Here is a 13,130-nt window from a genome sequence, read left to right on the forward strand (position 1 = left end):
TTTCATCAAAATTAAAGCGAAAAAAAATATAAATTGTTTGAAGCAATTTCCCGCTTTCCGCACTCGCTTCTGGTTAAAAAAAGCCAGAGAGCTCAAACAATTGCTACAATCGGGGCTAGGTATTTGTACTAATTTTAAACCACTACACAAAATGATATTTCTGCTAAATAAAAAACCTAAAAATAGTGGAAAATGACTATCTAAAACTAAAATATTTTCTATTTTCGACTTCTTATGCTTATCATTCACGAGCAATAACAAGGAAAGAATACACTAAAAAGGAATTAAAATAAAAAACATACCTCTAATAAATAAAAATAGTTTTATCCTTTTTACCGTAAATTTGTATCACAAAATCAAGAAAATTAGATGAAAACGTTATTCATAAATATCAAAGAATTAATTCAGGTTAGAGAAACTAGTATCAAAAAAGTTTCAGGAGCAGAAATGAATATTTTACCTACTATAAAAAATGCGTTTCTTTTAATTAAGGATAATCAAATTATTAATTTTGGTAAAACTGAAGATTTACAAGCAGTTGATTTTGATGAAAAAATAGATTGTACAGGTAAAATGATACTACCTACTTGGTGCGATTCTCATACGCATATTGTGTATGCAGGAAATCGTGAACAAGAATTTGTTGATAGAATTAATGGTTTAACTTATGAAGAAATTGCCAATAATGGTGGCGGAATTTTAAATTCAGCAAAAAAATTACAAGAAACATCAGAAGAAGATTTATATGCGCAATCGAGTGTTCGTTTAGAGGAAATTATAAAACTTGGTACAGGAGCTGTTGAAATTAAATCGGGTTATGGTTTAACTGTTGAAACAGAGTTAAAAATGCTACGTGTTATTAAAAAACTAAAAGAAAATTATAATCTTCCTATTAAAGCAACTTTTTTAGGTGCACACGCTTTTCCTAAGGAATATAAAGATAATAAAAACGGTTATATCGATTTAATTATCAATGAAATGTTGCCTAAAATATCCGAAGAAAATTTAGCTGATTTTATTGATGCTTTTTGTGAAACTGGTTATTTTTCAGTAGAAGATACCGACCGAATTTTAGAAGCTGGTAAAAAACACGGCTTAAGAGCTAAAGTACACGTAAATCAATTTACAACTATTGGCGGAGTTCAAGTTAGTGTAAAACATGATGCTTTATCTGTTGACCATTTAGAAATTATGAATACTGATGATATTAATGCGTTAAAAGGCACAAATACGATGCCTGTTGCTTTGCCATCTTGTTCTTATTTTTTAAGTATTCCTTATACTCCTGCTCGTAAAATTATTGAAGCTGGATTACCTTTAGCCTTGGCAACCGATTTTAATCCAGGCTCTACACCTTCTGGAAACATGAATTTTGTAGTTGCAACGGCTTGTATCAAAATGAAAATGACTCCTGAAGAAGCTATAAATGCAGCAACTATAAACGGTGCTTATGCAATGGATTTATCCGAAGAAGTTGGAAGTATTACCAAAGGAAAAAAGGCTAATTTCATAATCACAAAAGAAATTTTAAGTTATGGTGCAATTCCTTATAATTTTGGTTCTTTATTAATTGACACTGTTTTTATTAACGGAAAAGCTATTTAAAATGTTACAAATTTTTTCTCAAAAAGATATAATCGATTTTGTAAATCCACGTGAAGGAGAAACAAAAATAGGACAACATATACAAACAATTTCAACTATTGATAAACTTCAAAACTGTACGGCTAAATTTGTTATTATTGGCGTACCTGAAGATATTGGAGTAAAAATAAATTACGGAAATGGTGGTGCACATACTGCTTTTATCCCTGCTTTAAAATCATTTTTAAACATTCAGGAAAATCAATTTATAGAAGGAAAAGATATTCTTGTTTTAGGCTATTTGGATTATTTAGACAGTGTTTTAAACTTTGATGCTACTGATAGAGAAAAAGGTGATTTATTAGTAAAAGCTATCGATAAAGAATTATCTAATATCATCAAAATAATTATAGCAAACAATAAGATTCCAATTATAATTGGTGGCGGACATAATAATGCTTATGGTAATTTAAAAGGATTATCCGAAGGAAAAAATCAATCAATAAATGTTATCAATTTAGATGCTCATACTGATTTACGTAAATTAGAAGAACGCCATAGTGGTAACGGATTTTCTTACGCTATTGAAAATAAGTATTTAGATAAATATTTTATGTTTGGTTTGCATGAAAATTACACACCTCAATATATTTTCGATTATATTCATAGTAATATAAATATTGGATATAATACTTATGAAGAGTTAGAAATATATAAATCGATACCTTTTGAAAATGAATTATTACGTGCCAAAAATTTTATTCAAGAAAAACCTTTTGGTATCGAAATAGATTTAGATTGTATTCAAAATTTTCCGAGTAGTGCTATGACTCCTAGCGGATTTACAACGCAACAAGCTCGTGAATTTGTATATTATTTCGCTAAAAATAAAAACGCTAGTTATATTCATATTTGTGAAGGAGCGCCTTCGGTAATGCAAGATTCTTCTGCTATAAATCAAGTAGGAAAATTTATTAGTTATTTAATAACTGATTTTATAAAAGCTCAAAAACATGATTAAAAAATAATATAGTTTTTTACTGTACACAAAAAATAAGTACAAAATAATTTGAATAAAATAAACCAATGACAAACGAAACATTTGGAGCTTATTACTACGATACTAAATCACCTACAATATTTAAAAGTGATTCTAATCAACTTTACTTTTTTCAATCTTTTATAGGAAATCAGACTATTGATGTAGAACTTGGAGATTGCGTATATTATTTTGATGAAGATTTAAAATTTGCTAAAGTAAAAAAAGGTCCTTGCAAAATTGAATCAACTCATTTAGCAACAGTAATCCGAGGATATATGCCTCCTGAAGCTTCTATATCAATGGAAGGAGTTACCACTTTACCTTACGTAAATGGCTGTTCTACAAAACAATTATTTCCACCGATAAGATTAGGCGACCCTACATTACAATACTTAAAAATGCCTGCTTTTAGTAAAGAGCAAGAGCATCATATTCATTCAACTGTTAGAGTTGTTTTAATTATTGAAGGGTTTGGAAAAAGTATTGTTGGAATTGAAAATAAAAATATAATTACAGAATTAAAACCAGGTTCAGTTTGCATTCTTGAACCAATGTGTCCTCATCATTTTGAAACAGATACAGAAAAGCCTTTAATTGCAATTCCTTTACATATTTTTTCTTCTGTTGGTGCGATAGAAAAAAATCATCCTATGTTTAACGGTACTATAATGATTTAATAAATGAGCAACGAAAAAATTGATGAAATTGTTAATGTATTTCTTAAAGATTTTAATGAAATGTGTAAAACTAAAAAAAGAGATTTCCTGATTAGAGAAAAAATTGTTAATTATGAATCGGGAACTCACTCTAAAAAACAGGTAAAATATAATGTAACTTACAAAGTAAACCACAAGAAAAATATCTGGATTATAGAAGCTGTAAATGGTTTTTGGATTTTTAAAAAGAAATTTTTACTGCTTCAAATTACTACAAAAGGTGAAAAATTTAATTTTTCAGGACTTTATACAGGTTCTATTAGAGATTTTGAAAAATCATTATTAGAAGATAAGCTAAAAATATATTTGAATACTTGTAAAAAAATACGTCATGATGCCTTTGTCAAATCTTAATAGTATTTACTATTTATCTAAAAAACAATTATTCAATAATAAAGAAATTAAGAAAAAAGCAAATCCTATCTACTTACAAAGTTGTATTTTTTTTGGAGCTACTTTAATTGACCGTACACAAAATTTAGATTCAGGAATTGATTTTACTATATTAGATAAAATTCCTCAAATATCAAATACATCAAAAATATTTTCAGAAATATGTAGTGAAAGAGCTTGTGAAATAATTGATACTACCCATGGAAAAATTAAGGTTTTATGGTCTGGTGGAATTGATTCTACCGTAGCATTAATATCGTTAATAAATGAATTAAAATATATTGATAAAATCAATCGATTAACTATTTTACTTTCAAAAGAATCTATTATAGAATATCCTACTTTTTTTAATGATATTATTGAAAATAAGCTTAATTATGAAATGATTAAAACAACTATCTTTAATCATATTCAACCAACAGAAACTATTATAACAGGCGAACATGGCGACCAACTTTTTGGTAGTGATAAACTTAAATATCCTGTTATAACAGGTGATGCTTTTAGCCCTTATGAAGATATTTTAGAGTTTATTATTTCTAGAAAATTAGGTACAGATAAATTTACTAATCAAATTATTGATTTTATAAACCCTGTAATAAAGCAATCACCTTTTGAAATAATTACCTTATACGATTATATGTGGTGGTTAAATTTTTCTTTAAAATGGCAAACAGTATCTATGAGATTAATTCATGGTTTAGAGCGTAATCATGAAGATTTAGAAACAACTGTTTTTCACTTTTTTAAAAGTAACAATTTTCAAATTTGGTCTCTTGAAAACCATTCTTCAAAAATTAAAAAAGAATGGAATAGTTATAAATATATTGCAAAAGAATTTATTTATGAATTTCATAAAGACCCTTTTTATCTAGAGAAAAAAGAAAAAGAACAATCATTAAAAGAAGTACTAGTTAATAAAACTAATTTTTCAGTATTAAATTTTTCTAAAAAAATATTTACACGAATAAATAAATAAATGTATAGAAACATTATTAATCAACATTTATTGTCTCTATTCTTTAAATAGAAAATGAAAGTTTTCAGGTAATGTTTCTTTTAAATTTTCAGTTCGTCTTATTCTTAATTCTTTCATGTTAACCATTGTTTCAGGCAACGATATCGAATCAAGAGACAATAAGTTCAACTCACGTAACTTAGATAAGTTAGAAATGCAACTTGGTATTTCACCGATATTATTGAAACCGATATTTAAATGGGTAAGTTCTTTTAATTTACAAATTTGTAAAGGGAAACCATTTAAATTATTTGAAAAAAGATTTAAAACTTTTAACTCCTTTAACTCTGCTATTTTATCAGAAATATCATTTATTCTACAGCTACCAAGGTCGAGTACCTCTAGCTTTTTAAGTACAGAAATATCATCAGGTAAAATAGGTATCATACCTGTAATTTTCAAATATTTCAGGTTAGATAAAAGTTTAATTTCTGGATACCACTCTTCAGTTTTTAATTCGGTTGTACCTTCTAAATCCAATAAAGCAACTTGTAATGATAGTGGTAATTTACTATAACGTTCTTCACTAATATCTTTAGGTAAACTAGAAATATATTCTGATATTTTGCAAGGTTTTACGACATAAACGCCTCCTCCTATTCTTTGGTAATTCCCAAAACCTTGCATTGATTCTATAAAAACTAATGGTTCAGTAATTTGTAATTCAGCAGGTATTTTAAAGGTTCGTACACCTAAATTATAAACAGAACGATAATCGTATTTTATAACATCTGGAATTTTAAAATGAATAGTTTCATTCCCTATTTTGTATTGCATATAAGCAATACCTTCTCCAGTACCTGGTACAAAAATTGGAATTCCTTTAATCGCTGCAATACCTTGCCAACCAGTAGAAGACAATTTTTGATATTTCACCAACTTTAAACCATCATTAGTAGCGTTACTATTAAACCGATAAGGTCTTGAATTACTTGTTTCTAAATAAACACTTTTAATCAAAGATGACGATTGAGGATAAGGATTTGTTAATTTATAATCTGGATCATTGTAATCAAATTTTAAAGAATAGATATAACTATCAACTCCCGTTTTTTCATTCTCTTTAAAATTACCAGCATATATATGCGAATCCATTACGGCATCAAGTAAAATATGCCATTCTTTTTTTATTTTAAAAACAACACCTTTTCCTATATCATCGCTATATTTTGTACGTAAATTAACATATTCTGTATAATCTGATTTAGCGTATAATTCACGAAATTTATCCGCAAATTGTATTTTATTCATTTTTACATCTTTATTGTAAACACCAGCATAAGACAACTTAGTGGTATCACCCGAATCGAGCCAATTTATATAAAAATCCTGTGTAAAAAACATACCCGAGCGGTGCGAAAAATTAAATTCAGCATCAAAACTTTGTATTATTTCTCCTTTATTATTTAGTAAAACATGGCTAATTATTTCTTTTTTAAAAGGAGGAGCATAAGCATCGTAACGCCTAAACCCAAAAGGCTCTAAACGACTACAAACTAAATATTGCTCTTTTTCAGGAAAGTAAATATAATAAGGTTTGTAAGCTTTTCCTCGCATTACAGGAGCTAATTGATATACTTTACTATCTTTCTGTGCTTCTTTTTTTGAACTGCTGAATATATCATTTCTGAAGAGAAATTTATATTTATTAATATCCTTTGGAACAGAATTACCGAAAATTTTAAAAGCTATTACAATTAATATTAGTAACGATATTATATAGTAAATCATTTTATTCATTACTTAAGTTTAGAATGTTTTAATTCTGTTCATACTGATATTCTCTTTATAAAAAAAATATATAAAGTTGTAAATATCGGTAATAAAAAATCAATCAATCCAATTTTTAAAAGCTTTTACACGTTCTCTACTTACTATTATTTCTGATTCATCATAAAAATGTAACACTAATTTTAAACGAGAATTTGTATAAGATATAATATCTTTTATTGCATTTATACGGATGATAAAAGTTCTATTTACTCTAAAAAAATGTTCAGGATTTAAATGTTCTTCCCAATATTCTAAAGAATTATCTATTAAATAATTTCGATTTGTGTTTGCATGAATATACGTTGCTTTATTTTCGGAATACAAACAAACAATTTCATCAATAGGTATCATTTTTATATGTTGTCCAACTTTAATTGTAAATCGTTTTTTAAACTTTCTATCAACAGGATTTATTAACAACTTTCGAATATCATCAATATTAACTTTTACATCTGATTTTTTAGGTTGATGCTCTTTGAATTTATCAATAGCAACCTTTAACTCATCTTCATCAAGTGGCTTTAATAAATAATCTATCGAATTTAATTTAAATGCTTTTAATGCATATTCATCATAAGCAGTTGTAAAAATAATGGCTGATTTCACCTCAATTTCTTCAAAAATTTCAAATGATAATCCATCAGATAATTGAATATCTAAAAAAATTAAATCGGGATGTTTATTATTTTGAAACCAATTAATAGATTCTTCAACAGAATGTAACATTGTTTGAACTTCAATATTTAATTCAGAAAGCATTCTTTTTAAACGCCTAGCAGCTGGTTTTTCATCTTCTATAATAATAACATTCATATATTTATTCTATTAATTATCATTCATGTATTCATTAATTTTACGTTCTTCCCAGTTTTTACCTAAGAATAAATTCGATCCAAAAACATTTAGCCAATGAAAACACAATCCAATTCCCCAAAATAACCAAGTAGAATAAACTGCAAAATGACTAATTACTGTCCAAAAATCATAATAACCATCGTTCATCATTCCAAAAATAACCACTGCCGATATAAAAATATTAACCACTATATAAATTGCAAAATGCGTATAAAATTTCTTTATTTTATCAACACGTTTTTTTGCTCGTATATATTTCTGTTCTTCTGTTCTCATCTTATTTACCAGTTTTATTTTCATTAATTAATTCATTAATTTTACGTTCTTCCCAGTTTTTCACAAAATCCGTTTTCTTAAATGCAAAAACACTTAACCAATGCGATAAAAGTCCAATTCCCCAACCAATTAGCGAAAACCAAAACCAATGAAAATGTGGTTCAAATTTTAAGTTTATAAAAATAATAACAGATATTACTACACAATAAATTACTGAATGTGTATAAACTCCTTGTATCTTTTTTACTCTTTTCTTTGCTAATAAATACCTTGCTTCTTCTGTTTGTGTTATCCCCATATTATTTATTTTTTTTCATAATTTCATTAATTTTACGTTCTTCCCAGTTTTCACCTAAAATAATATTATAATTATTTATTTCTAAAAAATGAAAAATCAAACCTATTCCCCAACCAAAAATGGGAAACCAAAACCAATGAAATTGTGGTGAAAATTTTAAATTGATAAAAATTAAAAAAGGAATCACAACACAATAAGATGCTAAATTCTGATATAACTCTTTCAACTTCTCTACTTTTTCGACAGCTTTTATATACTTACTATTTTCGATACTATTATTAAATGACATATTTTTTGTTTTTGTTAATAGAGGCAGACTCACCGTAAATATTTTATTATTATTTTTAATTTCTACAGATTTATCAGTTATTAAACCGTACCTATCTGCAATATTTCTTAAACCTACTTTTGTACTTTTTCCAATAACTTCTTTAGGATGTACCGTATTTTGAATTTGCAGAAAATCACCTGATTCAAAAATTTTTATTTCTAATGGTTTTGTTGATGAAACTACATTATGTTTCACTGCATTTTCTAGTAATAATTGTAATGATAATGGCACTATTTTTAATTCTGAATTACTTATTGTAGTAGGAATATTAAATTCTATGGCATCTTCAAATCGCATTTGTAAAAGTTCCATATAAGTTCTTGCAAATTTCAATTCTTCTTCTAACGGAATTAATTCTTTATTTCGCTGTTCCAAAACATAGCGATATACTTTTGATAATTTTGTCGTAAATCTTTCTGCTTGTTTTGGATTTTCACCGATTAAAGAAACCAACACATTTAAACTATTAAATAAAAAATGAGGATCTAACTGATTTTTTAAACTTTCAAATTTTGCTGTTTCAGTTTTTGCTACAATTTCACGTTGTGTTGTTTCTTGTTTTACTGATGCTTTCCAATTCATCATAAAACCTCTGGCATGTAAAAATGCCGAAATTGCAAAGGCAAAAATTATCCAAAATAAATGTACCCAAATCATTTTTCCAGAAAAAAAGCGTTGTGGATTTTCATCATATAAAATAACAAACAAAAAGTAATGAATTGCCAATATTACAGGGATAGTATATAAAAAAGTTCCTATAATACCTGCCCAAACACGTTTATTTGTTTGCGTAATCCAACTCCATTTTCTACTTAAATAATCATTTAAAAAACCATTACCTAAACCTAATCCAAAAGAATAAATTCCTGAAATAAGAAATGTTAAAAAAACACCTTTTAATGTAAATTGTTTATTTATCAATATAAAAAACACCCCAAAAATTAAAGTAATTTTTAAACAAAGAAGTATATTTTTTTTCATCTTTTATATTATTATTTAGTTGTTATTATTTCAGTGATAAAAAATAATACGATTATAAACAGTACTATTATAAATTTCATAAGTTATTTTTTAAATGTTAATTCCTTACAAAGATGCTTTTTAAATAGCTTTTATTACACTAAAAATAACTGACTTGTATTTTTTTTAGGATGAACTGTAACAATTTGTATTTTTGAGCTACTTATAATTTACCAACTGCAGTAAACTTAGTGGAAAAAGAACTGGAAAATAATTTTTTATCTGATTTTGAATCAAATCAAAATGTTGTGCATAAAATTTGTAGGCTTTATACTACAAATAAAGATGCGCACAATGATTTGTTTCAAGAAATAACCATTCAGCTTTGGAAAAACTACAGCAAGTTTAGAGGTGATGCTAAATTTAGTACTTGGATGTATAGAGTTGCTTTAAATACAGCAATTTCTTTATACAGAAAATCAACAAGAACTGTAAAAACACAAGATATTACCGACTATACTTTTAAAATAAAAGCAGAGGACTATGACGATACTGAAGAATTACAATTAAAAGAATTATACAAAGCTATTCGCAAATTAAATGATATTGATAAAGCGCTTATATTTTTGTATCTAGAAGACAAACCCTACAAAGAAATAGCTGTAACCTTAGGTATTAGCCAAGTAAACGCTCGGGTTAAAATGAATAGAGCAAAAGATAAATTAAAAAAAGTATTAAACCCATAAACATATGGATTTAGATAAATATAAAACAGCATGGAATAATCAACCTGAAGAAATAAATACAGTTTCTAAGGTTGATATTTATAAAATGGCACATTCCAAGTCATCATCAATAGTCAAATGGATTTTTATTATTGGAATATTAGAATTTTCTTTTTGGATACTGTTAAACATACTTACCGCTAATAGCGAGTATATGAAAGTTTATGACCAATTAAATCTAACCTCTTTTATTAATTTCACATATTATATTCATTACATAGTTATTATTGTTTTTTTATATATATTTTACAAAAATTACACATCCATTTCTGTAATGGATAATACTAAAGAGTTACTTAATAAAATATTTAAAGTTAGAAAAACAGTTAAGTTTTACGTGTATTACAACCTAATTACTTTTATTATTTTATCGCTAATAATAAATATTATCATTTTTAGTGATAAAAATAATTTCAAAGAAGTTTTTAATACTGAAAACTTAATTATTAATAATACTAATTTTTTTACAGTAATACTGATTTCTCAAATCTTGTTTTTACTGATATTTTTAGTATTATTTTGGTTATTTTATCAATTACTTTACGGTATCTTATTACGAAAATTAAATAAAAACTATAAAGAATTGACTAAATTTGAAGATTCAAATTAACTACTATGAAAAAAATAATTACTCTTTGTCTTTTTTTATGCTCAGCATTTAGTTTTGCTCAAGAATCTAACTTACTCGGTAATATCCGATTAGGAGGTAGCTTTGGTTTTAGCTTAGGAGAAAACAGCACTACTTTATCTATTACACCAAGCCTAGTTTATGATTTTAATGAAGAATTTTCTATTGGAGGTAGTATTGGTTATTTACACAACAAAAGCAAAGGTTATAGCTCGAATGTATATTCTGCTGGTATTATTACTTTATATAGACCTATTCCTACTATAGAATTTTCTGGAGAATTACTACAATCTTATGTTAATAAAACAATTGATAAAATTAAAGAAAAATATGGTTACCCATCACTAAACATTGGAGCTGCATACATAACAGGTAAAGTTACTCTTGGAATTCAATATGATGTAATATACAAGAAAAACAGAAGTATTAACGCTAATGCTATTTCACCTTTTATAAGAGTATTTTTCTAATAAAATTTTACTAAACAATATTATTTATCCCCATTATACTAATTATATAATGGGGATAAACTTCTCTAATAAAATATCCGATTTAAAAAAATTATCAAAAAACTGTTAGTTATTAATAGATCTAGCTTATTCAATCTTATTATTTAACTTATTTTTGTATTGATTATGATAACACAAGAACAATTAAAAAATATATCAGAACGAATAGTTAAGTTAAAAAACTATTTAGAAATTGACAAAAAGTTGATTGAAATAAGCAACGAAGAAGACAAAACTATGGATCCTGACTTCTGGAATCATCCGAAGGAAGCCGAAATGTTTATGAAGTCTTTACGTGTTAAAAAGAAATGGGTCAATGATTACCATACTGTTATTTCACTAAATGAAGACCTTACTGTATTGTATGATTTTTATAAAGAAGATGCAGTTGAAGAGAACGAAGTTATTGAGCAATTTAACAAAACAATTTCTTTTTTAGAAGATATTGAATTTAAAAATATGCTTTCCGAAGAAGGTGATAATTTAAGTGCAACCATTCAAATTACGGCTGGTGCTGGTGGTACTGAAAGTTGTGACTGGGTAGAAATGTTAATGCGCATGTACACTATGTGGGCAGAAAAACAAGGCTTCAACTTAAAAACATTAAATTATCAGGCAGGTGATACTGCTGGTGTAAAAACGGTTACTATGGAATTTGATGGCGATTATGCCTTCGGATGGTTAAAAGGTGAAAACGGCGTACATAGATTAGTAAGAATTTCTCCTTTTGATAGTAATGGTAAACGTCACACTACTTTTGGCTCTGTATATGTATATCCTGTTGCTGATGATACTATTGAAATAGATATAAACCCTGCCGATATAGAAATTGTTACGGCACGTTCTAGCGGTGCTGGTGGACAAAATGTAAATAAAGTAGAAACAAAGGTTCAATTAACACACAAACCAAGCGGTATTCAAATTCAATGCTCTAACTCACGTTCTCAACACGATAACAGAGCTACAGCTTTAAAAATGTTAAAATCGCAATTGTATGAAATCGAATTACAAAAAAGATTAGCTACCAGAGAAAATATTGAAGCAGGAAAACTAAAAACAGAATGGGGAAGTCAAATTAGAAATTATGTAATGCATCCTTATAAATTAGTAAAAGATGTACGTACAGCCCATGAAACAGGAAATGTAGATGCTGTTATGGACGGAAATATTAATCCGTTCTTAAAATCATATTTAATGCTTAACGGACAAAAAGAAAAGTAAATATTACTTAAATCTAAAATGCTAAAAGAAAATAAAATGATTAAAATATATCATAATCCACGTTGTTCAAAATCTCGTCAAGGTATTGAGATTTTAGAAAATTCAAAAAAAGAATTCGAAGTTGTAAAATACTTAGAAACTATTCCTACAGAAAAACAATTAACTGAAATTATTGATTTATTAAATATCGCTCCTATTCAATTAGTTCGTAAAAATGAAAAAATTTGGAAAGAAGAATTTAAAAGTAAAGAGTTATCAGATGCACAAGTTATAAAAGCGATGATTGACAATCCTAAATTAATTGAACGTCCGATTGTTATCAACAATAATAAAGCAGTAATTGGTCGTCCTCCTGAAAATATTTTAACAATTATTTAAATTCGTCTTTGAAATACGAAACTAAACCACCAATAAAATGAAAAAATTATTCTTATTGACTTTTTTTTTATTAGCAACAACTATTAAAATAAATGCTCAAGACAATAATTCTTATATTGAGTTTGTATCAACACAAATAGAAATTGCAAAAAAAATATCTAAAGAAAAAATAACCTCTGATTTTTCTTTTAATCAAGGTGTTGAATATCAAAATAAATACTTTTGGTATGTTACCGCAAAAGATGAAAAAAAACACTATTTTAATAGTAATAAAAATTTTACCGAAATAACTTATATAGAAGAAGATTATCGTTCTTTAATGGAATATATTATGGAAGAAAGTGATTTTTAGTATACAACTAA

The 13,130-nt window shown here is 26.7% G+C and carries 16 protein-coding genes; 11 read left to right on the plus strand and 5 right to left on the minus strand.

Annotation, left to right across the window (positions count from 1 at the left end; translation table 11 throughout):
* The first annotated feature begins 369 nt into the window (after positions 1-369).
* From hutI to PG913_RS07300, 5 genes are all read left to right on the plus strand, one after another.
* The gene (hutI, locus tag PG913_RS07280) at positions 370-1,605 is read left to right on the plus strand and encodes an imidazolonepropionase (protein WP_271230148.1); all 1,236 of its coding nucleotides are present in this window, start codon (positions 370-372) and stop codon (positions 1,603-1,605) included.
* A 1-nt stretch (position 1,606) separates the two neighbouring features.
* Entirely contained in the window at positions 1,607-2,605 is a 999-nt protein-coding gene (locus tag PG913_RS07285) for a formimidoylglutamase (protein WP_271230149.1), read from the plus strand.
* 65 nt (positions 2,606-2,670) lie between these two features.
* Positions 2,671-3,303, plus strand: coding sequence for a cupin domain-containing protein (locus PG913_RS07290; RefSeq protein ID WP_271230150.1), 633 nt, complete (start codon positions 2,671-2,673; stop codon positions 3,301-3,303).
* A 3-nt stretch (positions 3,304-3,306) separates the two neighbouring features.
* A complete protein-coding gene (locus tag PG913_RS07295) occupies positions 3,307-3,696 on the plus strand; it encodes a hypothetical protein (protein ID WP_271230151.1) in 390 nt (129 codons plus the stop codon).
* The gene (locus PG913_RS07300) at positions 3,674-4,714 is read left to right on the plus strand and encodes a hypothetical protein (protein WP_271230152.1); all 1,041 of its coding nucleotides are present in this window, start codon (positions 3,674-3,676) and stop codon (positions 4,712-4,714) included. Before PG913_RS07295 ends, PG913_RS07300 begins: the two co-directional genes overlap by 23 nt.
* Positions 4,715-4,750: 36 nt before the next feature.
* Here the strand turns inward: PG913_RS07300 and PG913_RS07305 are convergent, their stop codons facing one another.
* The 5 genes from PG913_RS07305 to PG913_RS07325 all read right to left on the minus strand — a co-directional run bounded on the left by PG913_RS07305 (position 4,751) and on the right by PG913_RS07325 (position 9,267).
* Positions 4,751-6,484: a leucine-rich repeat domain-containing protein gene (locus PG913_RS07305; RefSeq protein ID WP_271230153.1), complete on the minus strand. Its 1,734-nt coding sequence runs from the start codon at positions 6,482-6,484 to the stop codon at positions 4,751-4,753.
* Positions 6,485-6,583: 99 nt separating this feature from the next.
* Positions 6,584-7,339 (minus strand): LytR/AlgR family response regulator transcription factor, encoded by a 756-nt coding sequence (locus tag PG913_RS07310; RefSeq protein ID WP_271230154.1) that lies wholly within the window; start codon positions 7,337-7,339, stop codon positions 6,584-6,586.
* Between the two features lie 12 nt (positions 7,340-7,351).
* On the minus strand, positions 7,352-7,657 hold the full coding sequence (locus PG913_RS07315) for a 2TM domain-containing protein (RefSeq protein ID WP_271230155.1): 306 nt from the start codon (positions 7,655-7,657) through the stop codon (positions 7,352-7,354).
* Between the two features lies 1 nt (position 7,658).
* Positions 7,659-7,955 (minus strand): 2TM domain-containing protein, encoded by a 297-nt coding sequence (locus tag PG913_RS07320; RefSeq protein ID WP_271230156.1) that lies wholly within the window; start codon positions 7,953-7,955, stop codon positions 7,659-7,661.
* A 1-nt stretch (position 7,956) separates the two neighbouring features.
* Positions 7,957-9,267, minus strand: coding sequence for a histidine kinase (locus PG913_RS07325; RefSeq protein ID WP_271230157.1), 1,311 nt, complete (start codon positions 9,265-9,267; stop codon positions 7,957-7,959).
* Between the two features lie 230 nt (positions 9,268-9,497).
* Between PG913_RS07325 and PG913_RS07330 the strand changes: the two genes are divergently transcribed.
* The 6 genes from PG913_RS07330 (at position 9,498) to PG913_RS07355 (ending at position 13,119) form a co-directional block, all read left to right on the plus strand.
* Complete coding sequence (locus tag PG913_RS07330) at positions 9,498-9,992, plus strand: RNA polymerase sigma factor (RefSeq protein WP_271230158.1); 495 nt, start codon at positions 9,498-9,500, stop codon at positions 9,990-9,992.
* A gap of 4 nt (positions 9,993-9,996) precedes the next feature.
* Entirely contained in the window at positions 9,997-10,641 is a 645-nt protein-coding gene (locus tag PG913_RS07335) for a hypothetical protein (RefSeq protein WP_271230159.1), read from the plus strand.
* Positions 10,642-10,646: 5 nt separating this feature from the next.
* Positions 10,647-11,129, plus strand: a complete 483-nt coding sequence (locus PG913_RS07340) for a hypothetical protein (protein ID WP_271230160.1) — start codon at positions 10,647-10,649, stop codon at positions 11,127-11,129.
* 165 nt (positions 11,130-11,294) lie between these two features.
* Positions 11,295-12,389 (plus strand): peptide chain release factor 2, encoded by a 1,095-nt coding sequence (gene prfB / locus PG913_RS07345; RefSeq protein ID WP_271230161.1) that lies wholly within the window; start codon positions 11,295-11,297, stop codon positions 12,387-12,389.
* A gap of 36 nt (positions 12,390-12,425) precedes the next feature.
* A complete protein-coding gene (arsC, locus tag PG913_RS07350) occupies positions 12,426-12,767 on the plus strand; it encodes an arsenate reductase (glutaredoxin) (RefSeq protein ID WP_271230162.1) in 342 nt (113 codons plus the stop codon).
* 37 nt (positions 12,768-12,804) lie between these two features.
* A complete protein-coding gene (locus PG913_RS07355; RefSeq protein ID WP_271230163.1) occupies positions 12,805-13,119 on the plus strand; it encodes a hypothetical protein in 315 nt (104 codons plus the stop codon).
* Positions 13,120-13,130 lie beyond the last annotated feature (11 nt).

Source organism: Tenacibaculum pacificus (assembly GCF_027941775.1).
Lineage (GTDB): Bacteria > Bacteroidota > Bacteroidia > Flavobacteriales > Flavobacteriaceae > Polaribacter > Polaribacter pacificus_A.

Bases quoted from the DNA above. Each gene is read 5' to 3' on its own strand.
- hutI (WP_271230148.1), top strand. From the start codon at position 370: ATGAAAACGTTATTCATAAATATCAAAGAATTAATTCAGGTTAGAGAA.
- PG913_RS07285 (WP_271230149.1), top strand. From the start codon at position 1,607: ATGTTACAAATTTTTTCTCAAAAAGATATAATCGATTTTGTAAATCCA.
- PG913_RS07290 (WP_271230150.1), top strand. From the start codon at position 2,671: ATGACAAACGAAACATTTGGAGCTTATTACTACGATACTAAATCACCT.
- PG913_RS07295 (WP_271230151.1), top strand. From the start codon at position 3,307: ATGAGCAACGAAAAAATTGATGAAATTGTTAATGTATTTCTTAAAGAT.
- PG913_RS07300 (WP_271230152.1), top strand. From the start codon at position 3,674: ATGATGCCTTTGTCAAATCTTAATAGTATTTACTATTTATCTAAAAAA.
- PG913_RS07305 (WP_271230153.1), bottom strand. From the start codon at position 6,484: ATGATTTACTATATAATATCGTTACTAATATTAATTGTAATAGCTTTT.
- PG913_RS07310 (WP_271230154.1), bottom strand. From the start codon at position 7,339: ATGAATGTTATTATTATAGAAGATGAAAAACCAGCTGCTAGGCGTTTA.
- PG913_RS07315 (WP_271230155.1), bottom strand. From the start codon at position 7,657: ATGAGAACAGAAGAACAGAAATATATACGAGCAAAAAAACGTGTTGAT.
- PG913_RS07320 (WP_271230156.1), bottom strand. From the start codon at position 7,955: ATGGGGATAACACAAACAGAAGAAGCAAGGTATTTATTAGCAAAGAAA.
- PG913_RS07325 (WP_271230157.1), bottom strand. From the start codon at position 9,267: ATGAAAAAAAATATACTTCTTTGTTTAAAAATTACTTTAATTTTTGGG.
- PG913_RS07335 (WP_271230159.1), top strand. From the start codon at position 9,997: ATGGATTTAGATAAATATAAAACAGCATGGAATAATCAACCTGAAGAA.
- PG913_RS07340 (WP_271230160.1), top strand. From the start codon at position 10,647: ATGAAAAAAATAATTACTCTTTGTCTTTTTTTATGCTCAGCATTTAGT.
- prfB (WP_271230161.1), top strand. From the start codon at position 11,295: ATGATAACACAAGAACAATTAAAAAATATATCAGAACGAATAGTTAAG.
- arsC (WP_271230162.1), top strand. From the start codon at position 12,426: ATGATTAAAATATATCATAATCCACGTTGTTCAAAATCTCGTCAAGGT.
- PG913_RS07355 (WP_271230163.1), top strand. From the start codon at position 12,805: ATGAAAAAATTATTCTTATTGACTTTTTTTTTATTAGCAACAACTATT.